The sequence below is a fragment of the Novosphingobium malaysiense genome (assembly GCF_000802225.1).
Lineage (GTDB): Bacteria > Pseudomonadota > Alphaproteobacteria > Sphingomonadales > Sphingomonadaceae > Novosphingobium > Novosphingobium malaysiense.
In genome coordinates this window covers 426,239-444,399 of the sequence record NZ_JTDI01000001.1, presented here as the reverse complement: position 1 = coordinate 444,399, position 18,161 = coordinate 426,239, and the positions used below count along the sequence as shown (strand labels likewise).

General features: G+C 64.8%; 18 protein-coding genes. 4 read left to right on the top strand and 14 right to left on the bottom strand.

Features of this window, described 5'->3' with window-relative positions; all coding sequences use genetic code 11:
* The first annotated feature begins 492 nt into the window (after window positions 1–492).
* Window positions 493–1,935 (top strand): hypothetical protein, encoded by a 1,443-nt coding sequence (locus LK12_RS23670; RefSeq protein ID WP_156135353.1) that lies wholly within the window; start codon window positions 493–495, stop codon window positions 1,933–1,935.
* Here the strand turns inward: LK12_RS23670 and LK12_RS01890 are convergent.
* From LK12_RS01890 to LK12_RS01875, 4 genes are all read right to left on the bottom strand, one after another.
* On the bottom strand, window positions 1,919–2,380 hold the full coding sequence (locus LK12_RS01890) for a septal ring lytic transglycosylase RlpA family protein (protein ID WP_231568191.1): 462 nt from the start codon (window positions 2,378–2,380) through the stop codon (window positions 1,919–1,921). The two genes, LK12_RS23670 and LK12_RS01890, sit on opposite strands and share 17 nt — an antisense overlap.
* Before the next feature lie 135 nt (window positions 2,381–2,515).
* Window positions 2,516–3,739 carry an argininosuccinate synthase gene (locus LK12_RS01885; RefSeq protein ID WP_039278593.1) on the bottom strand — a complete coding sequence of 408 codons (1,224 nt, stop codon included), beginning with the start codon at window positions 3,737–3,739 and terminating at the stop codon, window positions 2,516–2,518.
* Between the two features lie 62 nt (window positions 3,740–3,801).
* Window positions 3,802–5,067: an SAM-dependent methyltransferase gene (locus LK12_RS01880; protein ID WP_039278590.1), complete on the bottom strand. Its 1,266-nt coding sequence runs from the start codon at window positions 5,065–5,067 to the stop codon at window positions 3,802–3,804.
* Window positions 5,068–5,160: 93 nt separating this feature from the next.
* Entirely contained in the window at window positions 5,161–5,916 is a 756-nt protein-coding gene (locus LK12_RS01875) for an SDR family oxidoreductase (RefSeq protein WP_039278587.1), read from the bottom strand.
* Window positions 5,917–6,232: 316 nt separating this feature from the next.
* Between LK12_RS01875 and LK12_RS01870 the strand changes: the two genes are divergently transcribed.
* Window positions 6,233–7,024 carry an oxygen-binding di-iron domain-containing protein gene (locus LK12_RS01870; protein ID WP_052223087.1) on the top strand — a complete coding sequence of 264 codons (792 nt, stop codon included), beginning with the start codon at window positions 6,233–6,235 and terminating at the stop codon, window positions 7,022–7,024.
* A 14-nt stretch (window positions 7,025–7,038) separates the two neighbouring features.
* Here the strand turns inward: LK12_RS01870 and LK12_RS01865 are convergent, their stop codons facing one another.
* The 4 genes from LK12_RS01865 to LK12_RS01850 form a co-directional block, all read right to left on the bottom strand.
* Complete coding sequence (locus LK12_RS01865; protein WP_039278585.1) at window positions 7,039–7,347, bottom strand: ferritin family protein; 309 nt, start codon at window positions 7,345–7,347, stop codon at window positions 7,039–7,041.
* Window positions 7,348–7,513: 166 nt separating this feature from the next.
* Window positions 7,514–7,981: a nuclear transport factor 2 family protein gene (locus tag LK12_RS01860; protein ID WP_052223086.1), complete on the bottom strand. Its 468-nt coding sequence runs from the start codon at window positions 7,979–7,981 to the stop codon at window positions 7,514–7,516.
* Between the two features lie 125 nt (window positions 7,982–8,106).
* On the bottom strand, window positions 8,107–8,442 hold the full coding sequence (locus LK12_RS01855; RefSeq protein WP_039278584.1) for a glycine zipper 2TM domain-containing protein: 336 nt from the start codon (window positions 8,440–8,442) through the stop codon (window positions 8,107–8,109).
* 209 nt (window positions 8,443–8,651) lie between these two features.
* A complete protein-coding gene (locus LK12_RS01850) occupies window positions 8,652–9,050 on the bottom strand; it encodes a glycine zipper 2TM domain-containing protein (protein ID WP_039278582.1) in 399 nt (132 codons plus the stop codon).
* Window positions 9,051–9,206: 156 nt separating this feature from the next.
* Between LK12_RS01850 and LK12_RS01845 the strand changes: the two genes are divergently transcribed.
* Window positions 9,207–10,046, top strand: a complete 840-nt coding sequence (locus tag LK12_RS01845; RefSeq protein ID WP_039278580.1) for a PhzF family phenazine biosynthesis protein — start codon at window positions 9,207–9,209, stop codon at window positions 10,044–10,046.
* 179 nt (window positions 10,047–10,225) lie between these two features.
* Here the strand turns inward: LK12_RS01845 and LK12_RS01840 are convergent, their stop codons facing one another.
* From LK12_RS01840 to LK12_RS01820, 5 genes are all read right to left on the bottom strand, one after another.
* Window positions 10,226–11,392, bottom strand: coding sequence for an FAS1-like dehydratase domain-containing protein (locus tag LK12_RS01840; RefSeq protein WP_039278577.1), 1,167 nt, complete (start codon window positions 11,390–11,392; stop codon window positions 10,226–10,228).
* A 67-nt stretch (window positions 11,393–11,459) separates the two neighbouring features.
* Complete coding sequence (locus LK12_RS01835; protein WP_039278575.1) at window positions 11,460–11,975, bottom strand: nitroreductase/quinone reductase family protein; 516 nt, start codon at window positions 11,973–11,975, stop codon at window positions 11,460–11,462.
* A gap of 161 nt (window positions 11,976–12,136) precedes the next feature.
* The gene (locus LK12_RS01830; protein WP_039278572.1) at window positions 12,137–12,649 is read right to left on the bottom strand and encodes a PAS domain-containing protein; all 513 of its coding nucleotides are present in this window, start codon (window positions 12,647–12,649) and stop codon (window positions 12,137–12,139) included.
* Window positions 12,650–12,870: 221 nt separating this feature from the next.
* Window positions 12,871–13,362 carry an asparaginase domain-containing protein gene (locus LK12_RS01825; RefSeq protein WP_039278570.1) on the bottom strand — a complete coding sequence of 164 codons (492 nt, stop codon included), beginning with the start codon at window positions 13,360–13,362 and terminating at the stop codon, window positions 12,871–12,873.
* A gap of 10 nt (window positions 13,363–13,372) precedes the next feature.
* Window positions 13,373–16,771, bottom strand: coding sequence for an acyl-[ACP]--phospholipid O-acyltransferase (locus tag LK12_RS01820; protein ID WP_231568190.1), 3,399 nt, complete (start codon window positions 16,769–16,771; stop codon window positions 13,373–13,375).
* Between the two features lie 161 nt (window positions 16,772–16,932).
* Between LK12_RS01820 and LK12_RS01815 the strand changes: the two genes are divergently transcribed.
* A complete protein-coding gene (locus tag LK12_RS01815) occupies window positions 16,933–17,523 on the top strand; it encodes a TetR/AcrR family transcriptional regulator (RefSeq protein ID WP_039278568.1) in 591 nt (196 codons plus the stop codon).
* Here the strand turns inward: LK12_RS01815 and LK12_RS01810 are convergent.
* Window positions 17,514–18,128 (bottom strand): TetR/AcrR family transcriptional regulator, encoded by a 615-nt coding sequence (locus LK12_RS01810; protein ID WP_156135352.1) that lies wholly within the window; start codon window positions 18,126–18,128, stop codon window positions 17,514–17,516. The genes LK12_RS01815 and LK12_RS01810 overlap by 10 nt on opposite strands.
* Window positions 18,129–18,161: the final 33 nt, after the last annotated feature.

Genomic DNA, 18,161 nt, shown 5'->3' with positions numbered 1-18,161 from the left:
TCGCTTAAATATCTAAATAGAGATATTTAGATATTGCTATCTCTTAAATTTCCATCAAGTTCAAAATCTGGTGGTGTATAATTTTTAATTTGAAGAATTATCGAAGTTCTTGAATTTAGAAGTTTGCGTGAGGCAGTAGAGCAAGGTTAACGCTTTTCGTTCGCGTGCGTCTTTCCTACACACCCCAATCTGCCATAAATATCCCGGTTCACCCCGGCGCGCGTGAGGGCGCCGGTCCTGTTGCTCCAGCCTTGGGGGTGAACCATGTCCCAGCCTGCCGATCCGCGTCCGTCCGCTGCCCGTGATTCTGAAGGGGGAGGGCGGGGCTTGCCGCGTGTGCCCCTCCACCATCGTTCCGATGGTCCCCCTCCCCCAGCGGGGGAGGATGTCCCCCTCCACCACCCGGCTGCGCCGGGCGGTCCCCCTCCCCGAGACGAGCTCGGGGAGGAATGGGATGGTCCGTCTGTGCGGTTCGGGCGGGGGTGGATTCCGGTGGAGCGCGATATCGGGTTGCCGTCGGACGAGGCGGGTTTTGCGGGGTGGGCGCCGCACGATCCGGACGATGAGCCGCCCCGGCCCTTGCCTTCGGATACGGGGGTGGTCAGCGCGTGGGTCTGTCCGGCGACGGGCGGGATCTGCCGCAAGCCGTCGGCGGCGGATGCCGTGGCCGGGGACGGGGCTTTCGTCTCGCACCATGCCTGGGATGCGGGGCGCAAGGTGCGGTTTCTCCATCACCTCTCCGAAAAGGGCGATGTGCGCGCGGCCTGCGCGCGGGTCGGGATGAGCCGGCAGTCGGCCTATGTGTTGCGGCGGCGCGATGCGGCCTTTGCGCGGGGGTGGCAGGCGGCGCTGGTGCTCGCGCGCGGCCATGCCGAGGAAGTGCTGGCGACGCGCGCGCTCGACGGGGTGGAGGAGGCGGTCTGGTTCCGCGGCGAGCTGGTCGGCAAGCGCCAGCGCTACGACACGCGGCTGCTGCTGGCGCACCTCGCGCGGCTCGACCGGCTGGCCGGGGACGAGGAGAGCGCGGTGCAGGCGCTGGCGGGCCGCTTCGACGAGGCGCTCGCGGTGATCGCGGGCGAGGATGCGGCGGCGCATCTCGGCAGCGAGGACGAGGAGGGCCTGCCGCCGCGCCCGGTGGAGGAGTACCATGCGCAGGAGGAGCGCGCAGCCGATCCCCTGCCGCTGCCGCCGGACCGCGCGGCGTTCGTGCGCGAGCGGGCCGAACCGGCCTTCGTCGCGGCGAACGAGGCCTGGATCGAGGCTGCCGAGGAGGCCGAGGCTGCCTTCGAGGAGAAGCACGGGGTTAGCGTCGACGATCCCGACCGGCCCGAAGGCCTGCCCGACCCGTCCTATCCCCCCGCGCCGGAATATGCCGACTTCCACGCCGAAAGCGGCGCGCAGTGGGACGGCTGGCAGGGCCATGCCTTTGGGCGCGTGGATGGGTTCTTGGGGGATGAGGTTGGCGGGACGGAGAAGGGCAGCGCTGACTCTCCCCTCCCGCAAGCGGGAGGGGCCGGGGGTGGGCTCGCAAACGCAGCGTGCGGTTCAGATCCGGAATCTCGCGCAGCCACCGACGGCGCAAACGCTACGTCAGCGTCCGGACTGCCCACCCCTAACCCCTCCCGCCTGCGGGAGGGGGGCAGTGGTTCTGACCACCCCCCGATGGAGTACAAATCTCTCCACGGCCCGGGCACGGATTTCTCTCTGGACCGTGTAAACCGTGTCAACCTGTCGACTCGTCGAAATAAGCGCACGGCTGGGCGCAGGCGGGATATTGTCGGGAACGGAGTGCCGGTTTCGGGCTTTTGGGGTGTGAAGGCCGGCGCGGTCCTCCCCCCACCCCCTCCCACAACCGCGCCGGCCGCCCTTTTTTCCTCAAAAAAGACAGCCGGTTACGGTCTGGAAATGGTCTGGAAGATCAGGCGTCGGGCGTGAGTACGGCCAGTTCGACCATGCCGCTGCCCCGGCGCACCAGCCCGATCTTGCGGGCGGCCGCCTCGGACAGGTCGATCACGCGGTTGCCGTGGAAGGGGCCGCGGTCGTTGATCGTGACCACCACCGAGGCGCCGGTCAGCTCGTTGGTCACCTGGACCTCGGTGCCGAAGGGCAGGGTGCGATGCGCGGCGGTGAGCGCAGAGGGATCGAAGGTCTCGCCGCTGGCGGTGGGCCGGCCGGCGAACTCGTTGCCGTAGTAGCTCGCCATGCCCTGGCCGATCGCGGCATAGGCCGGCGACTTGGCGATGGGCGCGGTGGAGAGCGCGTCGTTGTCGTTGATGGTGACGTCTACGGTTTCGACATCGGCGTGAATCGGTCCGGCAAGCGGAAGTGTCATCACTGCAAGCGCCATGGGCGCCAGAATTCCGGTGTGCTTGAGAATCAAGATTTCCCCGCTTCGTCGTTTCCGATCGAAAGCTATGTAGGAATTATGTCCTGAGATTTGCACCCGTGCGCCGGCGGCCCGTCGCGCTTTGGCAACGGGCCGCCGGAAAGCGGGAACCATTTGCGGCGAAAGGCTTCAGGCGCCGCCGGAATCGCGCTGGGCCAGCAGGCGCAGGCGCAGGGCATTGAGCTTGATGAAGCCCTGCGCGTCCTTCTGGTCGTAGGCGCCGGCATCGTCCTCGAAGGTGACGTGGCGCTCGGAATACAGCGAATCCGGGCTCTTGCGGCCGACGACCGAGGCGCTGCCCTTGTAGAGCTTGAGCCGGACGGTGCCGTTGACGCGGCTCTGCGAGTGGTCGATCGCCGCCTGCAGCATCTCGCGCTCCGGCGCGAACCAGAAGCCGTTGTAGATGAGCTCGGCGTACTTGGGCATGAGCTCGTCCTTGAGGTGCGCGGCACCCCGGTCGAGCGTGATCTGCTCGATGCCGCGGTGGGCGGCGGCGTAGATGGTGCCGCCCGGAGTCTCGTACATGCCGCGCGACTTCATGCCGACGAAGCGGTTCTCGACGAGGTCGAGGCGGCCGATGCCGTGCTTGCGGCCCAGCTCGTTGAGCGCGGTGAGCAGCGTGGCCGGGCTCATCGCCTCGCCGTTGAGGGCAACGCCGTCGCCCTTGGTGAAGTCGATGGTGATATATTCGGGGCTATCCGGCGCATCCTCGGGATTGACGGTGCGCGAATAGACGTAGTCGGGGGTCTCTTCCCACGGATCCTCGAGCACCTTGCCCTCCGAGGAGGTGTGCAGGAGGTTGGCGTCGGTGGAGAATGGGCTCTCGCCGCGCTTGTCCTTGGGGACCGGGATCTGGTGCTGCTCGGCCCACTCGATGAGGGCGGTGCGGGAATTGAGATCCCACTCGCGCCAGGGGGCGATGACCTTGATGTTCGGATCGAGCGCGTAGGCGCTGAGTTCGAAGCGCACCTGGTCGTTGCCCTTGCCGGTGGCGCCGTGGGCGATGGCGTCGGCGCCGGTCTCACGGGCGATCTCGATCAGGCGCTTGGAGATGAGCGGGCGCGCGATCGAGGTGCCGAGCAGATAGTCGCCTTCGTAGCGGGCATTGGCGCGGAACATCGGGAAGACGAAATCGCGCACGAATTCCTCGCGCAGGTCGTCGATGTAGATGTGCTTGTCCGGCACGCCCATGAGCTGGGCCTTGGCGCGGGCGGGCTCGAGCTCCTCGCCCTGGCCGAGGTCGGCGGTGAAAGTCACCACCTCGCAGTTGTAGGTGACCTGAAGCCACTTGAGGATGACGCTGGTGTCGAGGCCGCCGGAATAGGCGAGGACGACCTTCTTGATATCGGACATGGGCTCTGCGGCTCCGCTGAAATCGACGCTACATTTGCGACGCGCGCCTATCAGCGCTGGCCCTAAGGCGCAATGGCGGGTTGTACCCGCGACGAAAGCAGGTCCGCCTCGCTTGCGGCCATGTAGTCGCGCGTGAGGGGCAGGGCGCGGCGATTGCGGGTGTACTGGATCTGGTAGTTGCACATGCTCCCGCTCTCGAAAGCGGCGGTCGCGCCGGAAAGATAGAAGGTCCACATCCGGTAGAAACGCTCATCGTAGAGCGCGACGATCGCGTCCTTGTTCGCCACGCAGCGCTTGTACCATTCGCGCAAGGTCAGGGCGTAGTGCAGGCGCAAGTTCTCCACGTCGGAAGCGATCAGTCGGACCTTCTCGCTGGAGGCGACGGTTTCGCTGAGCGCGGGGATATAGCCGCCGGGGAAGATGTACTTGCGGGTGAAGGCGTCGGTGGCGCCGGGGCCGCCCATGCGACCGATGGTGTGGAGCAGCATCACCCCGTCATCGGCCAGCATCCTGGCGCAGTCGCGAAAATAGCGGTCGTACTGGGCCTGCCCGACATGCTCGAACATGCCCACGGACACGATCCGGTCGAAAGTTTCGCCGCGGTCGGCGAGGTCGCGGTAGTCGACCAGTTCGAATTCGATCCGCCCGGCGACGCCCGCGGCAAGGGCGCGCTCCCTGGCGAGCGCGAGCTGTTCTTCGCTGAGGGTGATGCCCTTGACCGAAACATCCGCATGCTTTGCGAGATAGATCGCCATGCCGCCCCAGCCGCACCCGATGTCCAGCACCTTCTGGCCCGGTTCCAGCGCCAGCTTGGCCGCGATATGCGCAAGCTTGGCTTCCTGCGCCTGCTCAAGGGTCATGCCGTCGCGCGGCCAGTAGGCGCAGCTGTACTGCATGTGCTCGCTGTCGAGGAACAGCCGGTAGAGCGCGTTGCCGATGTCGTAGTGATGGGCGACGTTGGCCTTGGCCTTCGAGGAACGATTGAGGCCGTCATAGAGCGTGACGAGCCGATTGCGCATCGCCTTGAGCCTGGAAGCTTCGCGCACTTCCCCGCCCTTGTCCCAAGGACTGTTCGCCCGCAGCAAATGCACGAGCGCCATGATGTCGCCCTGCTCGATAGTCATTTCGCCGTCCATGAACGCCTCCGCGGCGCCCAGGCGGGGATCGGCGAGAATCCGGCGTTCCGCCTTCCCGCTCGCGAAGCGGACGCGCACTTCCGGGAAACCTTCCGCAGGCTCTCCGAAACGTTTCACACTGCCGTCGGGGCGGGCCACTTCGAGTACGCCCCGGCGGACCCCGCGTTCGAGAAATCGATCAAGAATTGCCATGGTATTGAATGCCTTGCGGACGAGGACTGAGTAAAGATCCGGATGAGTCTAGCGTTATCTCCAGCGCTGGCAAATGCGACTTTTCGGGCCCATTCATTGTCGCGCCAGAAACAACACGTCGCGCTCCTGCGCCAGCAGGTGCTGCCCGGAATCGACGAAGATCGTTTCGCCGGATGCGAGCCAGCCGCCTGCCAGAAACAGTGCGGCGCCGGCGATGTCGTGCGGGGTGGTCTTGCGGTGGAGCAGATTCATCCGATGCGAGACCTCGGTTTCCGCCTCGGTCTGGTCGTGGCTGGCGAGGATCGCCCCCGGGGCGATGGCGTAGATGCGGTCACGCGCATCCTCGCGGGCCATGGAGAGCATCGGAACGGTGGAGGCCAGCGCGTGCTTGCTCATCGTATAGGAAAAGAAATCGGGATTGGGATTTTCCAGCTTCTGGTCGGTCACGTGGATCAAGCGCCGCCCGGTTGTGCTGCGCGCACGCGCCAGGAACGTCTGACCTATGCGTGCCGGTGTGGCGGCGTTGACCTGCATGGCGGCTTCGAACACCGCCGGTTCCAGGTCCCGAGAGGTATCGAGGTCGAAAACGCCGGCGCAGTTGACCAGAACGCGCCAGTCTTCCAGCCGCTCCGCAAGCTGCGCGACCATGGCCGGACCCTGGTCCCAGTCGTTCAGATCGCAACTGACGATTTCGGCGGAGGGCAATTCGGCGGCCAGCGCTTCGGCCTGGTCCCGTGATCGGCCGTAATGGATCACTACGTGCCAGCCCGCCTCGCCGAAGGCCCGCGCTATGGCAGCGCCGATTCGCTTGGCGCCCCCGGTGACGAGCATCGCAGGCCGCGTCCTCATGCCGAGAGCCCCCTGTCGCGCAAGGTGACACAGTTGACACGGTTTACACTGTCCAGAGCGAAGCAATTCCGCCGGGCGCCACGCGGGCGCGGCGGGTCGGAAGGTTGGTTCGCGTAGGAATGTGCAGGCCGGGTCATGTTGCGCCATTGGAGCATAGCTTGGTCCGGTAGGAAACCCGCTTGCGGGAATAACGGTCGGCGTGATCGGTGTTGAGGCAGGAAGAACGGAAGCGAACGATCTTAAAGACTTCAGCAGTTACGCGCTGGCCCTGTGAAGGTACACCGAAGCGATCTTCTCCAGTGGCGGAGCATCGAGCGTGAGCCTGTTCATACCCGACCTGACCTTGACCCCGCCCCGGCAGGAACCGCTGCAGGTTGCATCGGAGACGTTCGTGATCCGGGCACTGACGCCGTCGGTAGGTGGGACGTGGACGAACCTCAACGCCATGCTCATCCGCGCGGCCGAGCCGGTGATCGTGGATACCGGCATGGTCACCAGCCGGGAGCAGTGGTTTGCCGACTTGTTTTCGCTCGTCGCACCGGACGAGGTGCGCTGGATCTTCATCACCCACAACGACAGCGATCATTCGGGCAACATGGTCGAGGCGCTGCAGCGCTGCCCCAACGCGAAACTGGTAACCAGCCGCGGCGAGGCCTTCCGCTGTGCAGCCTCCTTCGGCATTTCCTACGAGCGGATGCACATGGTCGATCCCGGCGAAACCTTCGATGCGGGAGACCGCACACTGCGTGCCGTGCGGCCGCCGGTCTACGACAGCCCCTACACGCGCGGCCTGTTCGATCATTCCACCGGGGTCTATTATGCTTCCGACGCCTTTTGCGCGCCAAATCCGGAAGCGCCGGTGGACTGGGTCGAAGACATCGATCCCTCAGCGTGGGCGACCACCATGGCGCAATTCCATCTGGCATCGCTTTGCCCGTGGATCGGGCTGGTCGAGCCAGCGGCCTTCCAACGAGAACTGTCCGGGCTGGAGCAATTGGGTATTGCGGCGCTGGTCAGCGCCCATGCGCCGGCGATGCGTGGAAGGTCGGTGCGTCAGGCCTTCGCCAACCTTGCGCGCCTGCCGGAGGTGGCGCGGGCAAAGGCCTGACGGTCTGCTACCGACTAATCGCCGGTCGCCTCTTCTTCGAGGGCTGCAATATCGCCTTCGGTGAAGAGATATTCGCGAAGCTCGCGGTCGAAGTCTTCGCTGTTTCGACGCAGCCATTCGAGCGCCATGCAGGCGTGCTCGATCTCTTCGCGCATGTTGTGCAGGAGAATGGCTTTCAGGGCTTCGTCGTCGCAGTCGTCGGCGCGCTGGCGATACCAGTCGGTCGCTTCGAGTTCCTCCATCAGCGACACGATCGCCTGATGCATGGACAGCGTTTTCTTGCTCAAGCGTTCGCGGGGGGCATGAAGACCTTCGCTCGACATTGACAGCTCCTAACCGGTTTGCGTTTCAAGGTGTTGCATGGAAGTGTGTGGTATCCTGCTCAGCAATTCCATGCCCAGCCACTCTACCGTATCTGCCATCCGCGTATTTGTGAAATCGCAAAAAATCTCTTTCAGCGAAGATCACGCTCATCGCCGGTCCACAAACTCAGAAGCCCGCTGGGTTCAGCCCGCGCAAGTGGGCCGTGTTCTCCACACCCGCGATGATCGGTGGCGCGCCGAGGCTGCGTTCGATGCGCAGGTAGGACAGGGCCATGGTCTTGATGGTCCAGCGTCCGTCGCTCTTCTCGTAGGTTTCGAGGTAATGGCCCCAGCCATGGTTCTGGCTGCCGTCTTCCCAGATGTTGTAGTCTTCCAAGGCCCAGACTCCGGAGGCCGTCGTCGGGCCGGTCATCTCGATTTCGGGCATGTGGCCGTGGTGCACGCTCTGGATCAGCTTCATGCCCCGCGCATATTCCATGTAGGTGTCACGCCCTTCGAACAACTGGCCGCCAGCGCGCCGCAGGTCGACCACTACGTCCGGGGAGAAAAGCGAGCCGTAAAGGTCCCAGTCCTTGCTATCGAGCGAGCGGAAATAACGGGCCTTGAGTTTCTTGATTTCCTCGACGTCGTCCAATGCCTTTCTCCCATTCCGGCTCTGTTTGGTCACAGTATGGGTGGAATTGGATCGCCTCTTCAAACGAAAAAGGCGCGCCGTCCCGATAGGAAGGGCGCGCCTGGTCGTTTCGACGGGAAATCGTCTCAGCGGCAGCGGGGGCGCGAGTTGTTGCGATCCACTTCGCGGCCCAGCAGGGCACCTGCCGCGGCGCCGAGAATGGTGCCCGTGGCGCGGTCGCCGCGCGTGTCGATGGCCCTGCCGACAAGGGCCCCGGCAACGCCGCCGATCAGCAGGCCGGTCGTGCCGTTGGACTTCTTGCAGTAGTACCGGCCGTCATCGCCGCGCCAGTAGCGAATACCATTGTCGGTGTGATGGTAGCGCCGTTCATGCCTGTCATGTGCCGCGGCAGGGGCGGAAACCGCCAAGGTGGCGGGGATACTGAGCGCCGCCATGGTGGCGGCCACGATTACCTTGCGCATGTTCGGACCCTCATAGTCTGCTGCATTGGTGGATGGCTAACACCGTACCTTGTTCATGGATCCACAACCTCAGATGAACGGATCGGCAGAGTGGCGAAAGCGCGCCAAATGGAGGCTGTTTCACGGTGAAATGCCGGAGCGCGGGCAAGAACAAGGCGCGCCGCAGGTGGCTGCGACGCGCCTCTATTCGCATGTCGGCGGATATCAGATCAGCGGCACTTGAGATCACCGCGGTCGATCTCGCGGCCGAGGACGCCGCCGATCACGCCGCCCAGTATCGCCCCCAGCGTACGGTCGCCGCGGCCCGCCAGTTCATGACCGGCAAGCGCCCCGACTCCGGCGCCGATGATCAGCCCGGTCGTCCCGTTGTCCCGCCGGCAGTAATACCGGCCGTCGCGGCCGCGCCAGACGTAGGAATTGCGGGTAATGCGGCGTGGCTCGAGGTAGCGGCCGCGCGAATCATAGATACGCTCGCGGTTATGGTGGCGGCGGTAGTCGTCCTTGTAGCGCTTGCCGTGCGCCGGTGCCCACGGCGGCGGATCGGCGGCAGCCGGCACGGCCGGAAGGGCGACCGCGGCCATGGCCAGAGCCAGCAACATCTTTTTCATCGTAGTCCTCCTGCGAAAGCAAAGCCTGAATCTTGGCGCCGATATTGTCTGTTCACTCCTCAACACGGGATGAACCGGACATTACACAGAGGCAAGTGCAGACAGGGTGAAGCAATCCTGCGATGAATCGTCAGATCGCAAGGCAAGGATGCAAGAATGTTGCTAGATTTGGTTGACGTGTTTGGTTCCGGCCCGCTCAGCGGCAATCCGTTGGCCGTCGTGCGTGGCGGCGAGGATCTGGACGCCGCGGCAATGCTGCGCCTTACGCGGTGGCTGGGCTTTTCCGAAACGACATTCCTGCTGCCGCCCACCGACCCGGCAGCCGATTACAAGGTCCGCATCTTCTATCCGGCAGGCGAACTGCCCTTTGCCGGTCACCCCACGCTCGGCACAGCCCACGCGTGGCTGGCGGCTGGCGGGACACCGAAGGCGTCGGGGCGGATCGTGCAGGAATGCGGCATCGGTCTTGTCGAGGTGCGACAGGAGGACGAACGGCTAGCCTTCAAGGCGCCCCCGCTGATCCGGTCCGGCCCGCTGGATGAGTCCGACCGGTCCGAGGTGCTGCAACTCACGGGTGTCGCGCCCGATCAGGTCGTCGCGGCCGTCCACGCCAACAACGGGCCCAACTGGCGGCTGCTTCATCTGGAGTCGGCTGAAGCGGTACTCGCAGCCGAGCCTGCGCCCCGCGCGCCGGTGCCGACCGACGTGGCGCTACTCGGCCCCTGCGTGCCGGGTGGTCCTGCGCAATGGGAAGTGCGCGCCTTCTTCGCCGATCCGACCGGGCGCCTGTGCGAGGATCCGGTGACGGGCAGTCTCAACGCGGCGGTTGCGCAATACCTGTTCGGCGCGGGTTTGGCGGATGGGAGCTATGTCGCCACACAGGGGCGCAAGGTGGGCGCCGACGGGCGGGTCCGCTGCTCGCAGCAAGACGACGCGGTGTGGGTGGCCGGAAACGTGGCGACCGTTTCTGCGGGCGGTGACTTGGCGGGTTGGTGAGCGGACGTCCCTGCTGGGACAAGTTATCAGCCGTTCGTGTCGAGCGAAGTCGAGACACGTTAAACCGGCGCTACGGTGTCTCGACTTCGCTCGACACGAACGGAGGCGGTAAAGCCATGGCGTGAGTTGCTGCCATCCCCCTCCCGCGAGCGGGAGGGGGAGGAGTGGGCTCTGCCGCGCTAAGCCGGCTTCTTCGGCAACGCGATCTCCGCCGTGCCGAGGCACATCTTCACGCCGCGCTGGTTGGTCATCAGGTGCTTGACGTGGACGAGATGGCGACCCTCGTCATCGACCGACTTTTCCGTCACTTCGGCGGTCTGGATAGTGATGTCGCCGGTCAGCGCCGGGCCGCGATAGTTGGCGGTGGAGTGCACGACCATGCCGTATTCGCCGGCCCAGCCCGAGAGGAAGTCCGTCACCCACGACCCCATCGAGGCGCCGTAGCCGTAGCCGCGCGGCATGCCGATGCGGCGGGCATACTTGGGGAAGAGGTGCCCGCGCGACGGGCCGTAGTAGGCGCCGTCGGTGAGGAAGGGATTCTCCTTCATCATGTCGGGGTCGTTCTCGTAACCGGCCATTTCGCGGGTGAAGCCCAGCGCTTCCAGGTCGTTCTTGCGCAGGTTCATCGTCCCCCAGGTGTTGACGATGTAGGCGCGCCATTCAGTGGCGAAGCTGGCGATAGAATGCGGGCCGAACACGCGCTCGGGCAACTGGTCGCCCACATTCACGTCATCCCACCAGCGCTCCTTGTGGCCGAGGTCGTGCAGCATCTGCACCCAGGAGAACACGCGCTTTTCGACGTCGGCCATTTCCTCGTCGGACCAGTCGGGGTCGTCGAAGTCTGCCTGGTTGACCGAGGCGCCGCCAGCCTGCGCGTTGTAGCGCAGCGAGGTGGAGCGCTGCTTGGCTATCGCATCGCCGTCCTGGTTGTAGTAGTTGTTGTCACCGCGCTGGAAGGCAGTGGGGCCGAAGCCGGTTTCCTTGACCGTATAGTCGAAGGGAATGCGCTCGTTCTTCACCATGTCGCCCGGCTTGATGCGCGGGCCGTAGAACCACCATTCGTCACCGGCGAAAAGCAGGTGCGAATTGGGAATGCAGCCGACGCAGGCGGGCGCCGCGCCGTGGCCGTCGTCGGTGGCGATGGGAAAGCTCTGCGGCGCGACCAGCCCGCCCCAGCGGCTTTCGGCGGCATAGTCCGGATCGAAATGCACCAGGTTGGCGTAGTGCATGGCATGGACCCAGCGCCGGATGTCGTTGGCGGCGATCGGCTCGCGCAGGGGCGAGAAATCCATGACCTTGCCGAGGTACTGGTCGATGTCGGAGGTATCGAGAGTTGCCGTGCTCATATCTCGTGGCCTTCTTGGGTATATCGTTAGACGGCCTCGCGAACGGAGGCCGGATGTCCGGGCAGGCCTAGAACTGGCGGATGCCGGTGGCGTCGCTCGCCTTGAAGACCGGGATCGGCTCGATCGCCTTCATCATCACCAGCGGGATCACGCGGTCGGTGGCCTTGGCGTAGTCGCCGTAGAAGGGGTGGCAATCGACCATGAAGTTCCACACTTTCTCGCGCTCGGCACCTTCCGGCTCGCGCCAGGTGGCGCGAAACGCCTGCGTGGCAACCTGGAATTCGACGAATTCCTGCTCGCGGATGTTGAGGTACCAGGCCGGGTGATGGTCCGCGCCGCCCTTCGAGGCACAGATGACCACCTCGCCGCCGATGTCGCCGTAGCACAGCGGGGTGATGAAGACCTTGCCGCTCTTCCTGCCGGTGTACTTGACCAGGCAGTGCGTGGCGAAGCTGCGGCCGCCCACAGGGGTGACGTCCATGATGTGCCCCTGGGCCCCGCCGGAACTGAGGTACATGTCCCGGTGTTCGACAACCCAGTCCTTGCGCGTATCGCGGATGGCCGCGGACGATTCGTCGCTCATGGCGCTTCTCCCTCTCCTTACCGAGCCTCTGCCCGGAATGAGGTAAGAGGATCGCGGATAGCGCGGCCCCGGTCCAGTGCCGATCCAGTCAAGGCGCATCGCCGTGGCGAAGTATCATCGGGGCGGATTCGGGCCTTGCGACGGCATCCCGGCGTCTCGGTTCAGACGGCGCCAGTGGGTCCGCCGCCCAGCCGCTCCAGGAATGCCGGGCCCTTGGCGGGGCGCGAACGCCGGGAGCAGGGGGCGAGGTGAACCAGCTCCCCCCTGAAATACAAGGGCATTCCAGGGTCGGCGGAAATTTCGTCACTCACGTCCTGCAGGAACAGGACGGCGTGACGCCCGTCGCCTTCCTCGAGCGGCGCGAGAGTCCAGAGCGCCGGGCGACAGGTGCCGGACTGTCTTGGCAGGGCCAGCGAGGCGTCGCGTGTCGTACGCTTGGAAACCGGTGCGCCGAAATGCAGGGCGAGCATCCGGCGCAAGGTCGCGGCATCTTGCGCCGAAAGCCGAAGGGTGAGGGGAAAATCTTCAAGGTCTGCGGAAGCGGCAGTGCCCATCATGGCGCTTGCAGCGTCGTTGGCCCAGGATACGGCACCGGCTGCGTCGACGATCATTGCGCCGATGGGGGCATGGGCCAGCGCGCCCTTGAAATCATCCGTAGCTATGCTTGCAGGCATTGCTGGATCTCCCTTTGCAGGGGCGGCCTGAAAGCCTGCCGCCCGGGGGGCAGACAGGCAGCGATGCTACGGCGGAACGGGGGGGGGGAAGAGCACCGCTACCTGTCGACTGCAAGGAATAGTGCAGCGTTCTTTGCGTATAGCGAAAAAAGGTTTCCGAAAGTTTACCTAGGTGCGACCCATTCGCAACGATTGCATTGCGCTACAAACGATTGCGCGGGTTAAATTCCTGAAAACTTTCCTGCGGCTCGGTCCTTTTTTACCTTGAGGCCATCAAACACCGAACCGTTCATGGTGATCCATACGCCGGGCCGGGCCGCCTGACAGCAGGCGAAGGCCATGCCGAGGTTGAACGGGGCATCGCTCTCGGCGAAGCGCGCCGGGGCGAGCGCGCCTGTCAGGACGATGGTCTTGCCCGTGACGTCCGCAAGCACCCTGGCGGTTTCGGTCATCGTATCGGTGCCGTGCGTGACAACGACATGCGTTTCCGGCGCCGCGGCAATGGTTGCCCTGATCAGCGCGCGGTCCGCGTCGGTAAGTTCCAGGCTGTCCTTGCGCATCAGCTCGACGATGCGGAACGGGTGAGTGACGCGCGAGATAGTGAGCATGTCCTCGATCACGCTCTCGGCGATCTGGTACTCGCTGAGCGCGTCGAAATACTGCTTGTCTATGGTGCCGCCGGTGGTGACGACAAGGATGGGGGGCAGGTCCATGCCGGGCCGTCTAACACCCCTTCGCCATCTCGCCCAGCGTCACGTAGTCCAGCTTGCCCGTGCCCAGCACCGGCAGCGCATCCAGCACGCGGATGTCGCGCGGCAGCATCAGTTCGGTGACGCCGTTGGCCCGACCCCATGCGAGCAGGGCCTTGGGATCGGCGTCGGGGGTAGTCGTGTAGAGCACCAGTTGTTCGCCCTTTTTCGCGTCCGGCCGGGTCACGACCGCGTGATCGGCATTCGGCCAGACTTTCGCGGCATAGCCTTCCACGGCCGGAAGCGAGACCATTTCGCCGCCGATCTTGGCAAACCGCTTGGCGCGGCCGCGGATCGTCACGAAGCCGGCATCGTCGATGGTGACGATATCGCCGGTGTCGTGCCATCCCTCGGCGGGCGGCTGCAGCTTGCCCGGATCGCTCGCCAGCATGTAGCCGGCCATGACATTGGGGCCCTTCACGTAAAGACGGCCGCCTTCCTCGATGCCCGGCACCGGTTCGAGGCGCGCTTCCATCGCGGGCAGCAGGCGGCCGACAGTGCCGGCCTTGAAGTGCATCGGCGTGTTCACCGCTATTACCGGCGCGCATTCGGTGGCGCCGTAGCCTTCTAGGATGCGCAGGCCGAACTTGTCGGCATAGGTCTTGCGGGTTTCCTCGCGCACTTTCTCGGCGCCCGCGAAGATGTAGCGCAGCGAGTAGAAGTCGTAGCTGTGCGCCATGCGAGCATAGCCGGACAGGAACGTGTCGGTGCCGAACAGGATCGTCGCATTGGCGTCGTAGGCAAGCGCCGGGACGATCCGGTAGTGCAGCGGGCTGGGATAGAACACGGTCTTGATGCCGTTGAGGATCGGCAGCAGCGTGCCCCCGGTCAGTCCGAACGAGTGGAACACCGGCAGTGCGTTGAGCACCACGTCGCTGGTATTGAAATCGATCCGCGCGGCAAGTTGGGCGCAGTTGGCCAGCAGGTTGCGGTGGGTGAGGACTACGCCCTTGGGCGTGCCTTCCGATCCGCTGGTGAAGAGGATCACCGCGGGCGCATCGGGCGAGACCTTGCGCTTGAGATGACGCCCTTCCGCGCCGTTCTTCAGCAGCAGGTGCCACAGCTTGGCGCCGGTGCCGATCTCCTGCGCGAGGTCTTCCAGATAGAGCACGCGGCGTCCGCTGGCTTCCAGCACGTTGATCGTGTCCTGCAGCTTGGCCTGTTCGACGAAGGCGTGGGCGGTGACGACCGCGCGGATTTCGGCGGTCTCGCAAGCGGAGAGCAGGTTGGTGAGACCGGCGGTGAAGTTGAGCATCGCCGCCACGCGCCCTTCGGCCTGCAGCGCGAAGAACGCGAGCGCCGCGCCGTTGACGTTGGGCAGCAGCAGGCCGACCGCCTCGCCGGGGCGCGTGCGGTGGGCCAGCCGGTCGCCCAGCAGTTCGGAGCCGAGGATCAGCCGGTCGAGCGAGAGCGGTTCGCGCTTGATGTCCTCGACCACTTCGGCCTTGCCGCCATGCACCGCGCGGGCGGCGCACAGGGCCGAGAACAGCGTCCGGTCGGTGTCGGTGGTGGCGAAGATCATCGCGCTCATCTCGTCGTAGAGACGGCGCCCGGCGATGGCGCGGCGTTCGCGCGCCGACATCTCGCCTTCAATCCGGAAGCGGCGCGGGGGCAGCACGTCGATGCTGATCTTGGGGAAGACCCGGGTACGGACCTTGCCCTTGAGGCGCGAGAAGGGGGTGAATTGCGGGCCGTTGAGGCGCACCGGTACGATCGGCGCGTCGGCCTTGTCGGCGACCATGCCGGGGCCGTCGAACACCTTCATCAGCGCGCCGGTCACGGTGATGCGGCCTTCGGGGAAGATCACCAGCGTATTGCCCTCGCGCACGGTGCGCACCATGGCCTTGGCTGCCATCGGGTTGGTGGGATCGACCGGAAAGGCGCGGAACAGCTTGAGGAAGGGCTGGATCCACCAGCTCTTCGCGATGGCGGTGTGGACCGCGAAGGTCGGCTTGCCGGGCAGGAAGGCGCCGAGCAATACACCGTCGAGGAACGAGAGGTGGTTGACTACCACGACCGCGCGCTCGCCGGGCGCCGGCATGTTCTCGATCCCGGTCACATCGACGCGGTAGAGCACTTTCAGCACCACGCGGATCACCGCCTTGAACAGCGTTTCGGGCAGCAGCCAGATCGAGACCATCGCGACGACCAGCGTTGCAAAGCCCAGCACGCCGATGACCTGCGCCACGCTGAACCCGGCGGACAGCAGCAGCGCGACGATGACGACGGCAATCACCGTCATGCCCGCATTGAGGATGTTGTTCGCCGCGATCACCTGCGAGCGCTCCTCGGCCGGAGAGCGGACCTGCAGGATGGCGTAGAGGGGCACGATGAACATGCCGCCGGAAAAGGCGATCACGAACAGGTCGGCGAAGATCCGCCACGAACCGGGGCTGGCGGCGAATTCGGCAATGCTGGCGTTGGGATAGGTGACGGCAAAGCCGCCCGCGGCGAAGGACAGGTCGATCAGGCCGAGAGCCAGCGCCAGCGCGCTGATCGGCACGTACTTGGCCGAAACCTCGCCTTGCAGCAGGCGGTTCACCGTCATCGAGCCGAGCGCGATGGTCACCGAGAAGATCACGAGGAACAGCGTTGCCACGTCCTTTTGCGCATTGAGCGTATCGGAGACGAGCGGGACGAATTCGGTCAGCAGCACCGCGCCGGCGGTGAAGAACCAGCTGATGCCCAGCACCGCCAGCCACACGCCGCGGCCCTTGTGGGCGGTGGTGAGCACGTGCCAGGTCCCGCGTGCGATGTTCCAGTCGACCGGATGGCCGCCGCGGCTGGGCGGTGCGCTCGGGATCGCGAGCGCCGAGACATAGCCCAGCACGGCAAGCCCCATGGCGACGAGTCCGGCCTCCCACGGCAGGACCTGCCCGGCGAGCAGTTGTCCGGTCAGGATGGCCAGAAACGTGCCTGCCTCGATCAGGCCGGTGCCGCCCATGATCTCGCGCTCGTGCAGGTGCTGGGGCAGGATCGAATACTTGACCGGGCCGAATACGGTCGAGTGCAGGCCCATCAGGAACAGGCTGGCGAGCAAAAGCGGGATCGATTCCCACGCAAAGCCGACAAGCGCGATGCCCATGATGCCGACCTCGGCGAGCTTGACCCAGCGCACCAGCGTGGCCTTGTCGATGCGGTCGGCCACCTGGCCTGCGAGCGCCGAGAACAGGAAATAGGGCAGGGTGAACAGCCCGGTGGCCACCACCGAGAGCATGCCCGCCTTGTCCGGCGCATCGCGGAACAGGCCGTAGTTCGCGAGCAGCAGCATCGCGTACTTGAGCAGATTGTCGTTGAAGGCGCCCAGGAACTGGACCGTGAACATCGGCGCGAAACGCCGTTTTGCAAGCAGTGAGAAGTCTGGTGCGGACACGCCGGTTCCTCCTGATAGCGATGCTCTAGACGCAAGGCGTTAATAGGACGACCCGCGTTTGGCAGGCTTCGTGTCCCACAAAACTAAACAGTGTTCAATTAAAAAATTGGACGGCGTTCAATTAATTTGCAAAAGGGCCGGAAAGGAAAGGGTTTGCAGACATGGGACGACGGTCCGACCACACGCGCGAGGAACTGCGCGAGCTGATACTGGAGGAAGGGCATCGCCAGCTTTCCGAGGTCGGATTCGCGCGATTTTCCGCGCGCGAGGTTGCCAAGGGCATCGGCTATTCGATCGGCACGATCTACAATGTGTTCGGCTCGTATAGCGCCCTGATGCTGGCACTGAACGGGCGCACACTGGATATATGGCTCGCCTTTCTCGAAGAGCGGCTGGCGGGGCGCGAGAAGGACAGGCTGGATGCCGCGATCGAAGCCTATTTCGACTTCGCGCTGGGCCATCGCCACGCGTGGACGGCGCTCTACGATTTTCGGTTGCCTGCCGGCGAACTGCCATCGGAAAGCTACCGTGAGAAAGTGGAGGCGATCACCGGTGTGATCGTGCGCGAGATTGCCGCGGTTCTGCCGGCCGATGCCAGGCAGCACGCGCTGCCGCTCGCGCGTTCGCTTCTGGCAAGCGTGCACGGCCACTGCTTCTTCGCGATCAACGGAACTTTCGCGATGCTCGGGGAGCAGGACCCGGTCGGCGCTGCGAAGGCCCGGGTCGCCGAGGCCCTGGCGCGTTACGGCTGAAGCGAGGCGTCGCCTTCGTGTTCGGCGCGCGCCGCGATCAACTCGACGAGGCAGTTGACGAATTCTTCCTGTTCCGCCCTGGTGGGCCGCTTGGGGCGCAGTTGGACGTCGGAGCGGTAGCCCGAGATGGCCGAGACCGTCAGTTGCATCAGGCTGTGCGCTTCGGCTTCGGAAACATGGGTGGCATAGAATGCGATGATGCACTTGCGGACTTTCGCCGGGCCGCGCGAGTAGAACATCTCCCTGATTTCCGGAAAGCGCTCGCCTTCGCTCAGTATCAGGCTGAACAGGCGCACGGCATTGTCGCGCATCATGCATTCCAGGAAGCGAAGGCAGAAACGCCGCAGCGCAGGCTTCGAATAGGTCTGGCTGGTCAGGACCTCGTCGATGTCGCGCGAAAACGATTCGACTTGCTGGTCGATGACGGCTTCGAACAGCTCTTCCTTGGAGCCGAAGTGCGCCCACAAAGTGGCTTTCGAGCCGCCCAGTTCTTCGGCAATGGCCGACATGGTGGTGGCGGCATAGCCGCGTTCGAAGAACGACCGTGTCGCAATGTTCACGATCTCCGCGCGCTTGCGGGCCTTGTTGAGCTCTCTCTTTCCCATGAGGTTTGTCATATTTGTACTAGGTAGTACACT

Excerpts from the sequence above, each read along its gene's own strand:
- LK12_RS01885 (WP_039278593.1), bottom strand. The coding sequence starts at position 3,739 with ATGTCCGATATCAAGAAGGTCGTCCTCGCCTATTCCGGCGGCCTCGAC.
- LK12_RS01880 (WP_039278590.1), bottom strand. The coding sequence starts at position 5,067 with ATGGCAATTCTTGATCGATTTCTCGAACGCGGGGTCCGCCGGGGCGTA.
- LK12_RS01875 (WP_039278587.1), bottom strand. The coding sequence starts at position 5,916 with ATGAGGACGCGGCCTGCGATGCTCGTCACCGGGGGCGCCAAGCGAATC.
- LK12_RS01865 (WP_039278585.1), bottom strand. The coding sequence starts at position 7,347 with ATGTCGAGCGAAGGTCTTCATGCCCCCCGCGAACGCTTGAGCAAGAAA.
- LK12_RS01855 (WP_039278584.1), bottom strand. The coding sequence starts at position 8,442 with ATGCGCAAGGTAATCGTGGCCGCCACCATGGCGGCGCTCAGTATCCCC.
- LK12_RS01850 (WP_039278582.1), bottom strand. The coding sequence starts at position 9,050 with ATGAAAAAGATGTTGCTGGCTCTGGCCATGGCCGCGGTCGCCCTTCCG.
- LK12_RS01845 (WP_039278580.1), top strand. The coding sequence starts at position 9,207 with ATGTTGCTAGATTTGGTTGACGTGTTTGGTTCCGGCCCGCTCAGCGGC.
- LK12_RS01840 (WP_039278577.1), bottom strand. The coding sequence starts at position 11,392 with ATGAGCACGGCAACTCTCGATACCTCCGACATCGACCAGTACCTCGGC.
- LK12_RS01835 (WP_039278575.1), bottom strand. The coding sequence starts at position 11,975 with ATGAGCGACGAATCGTCCGCGGCCATCCGCGATACGCGCAAGGACTGG.
- LK12_RS01830 (WP_039278572.1), bottom strand. The coding sequence starts at position 12,649 with ATGCCTGCAAGCATAGCTACGGATGATTTCAAGGGCGCGCTGGCCCAT.
- LK12_RS01825 (WP_039278570.1), bottom strand. The coding sequence starts at position 13,362 with ATGGACCTGCCCCCCATCCTTGTCGTCACCACCGGCGGCACCATAGAC.
- LK12_RS01815 (WP_039278568.1), top strand. The coding sequence starts at position 16,933 with ATGGGACGACGGTCCGACCACACGCGCGAGGAACTGCGCGAGCTGATA.
- LK12_RS01810 (WP_156135352.1), bottom strand. The coding sequence starts at position 18,128 with ATGGGAAAGAGAGAGCTCAACAAGGCCCGCAAGCGCGCGGAGATCGTG.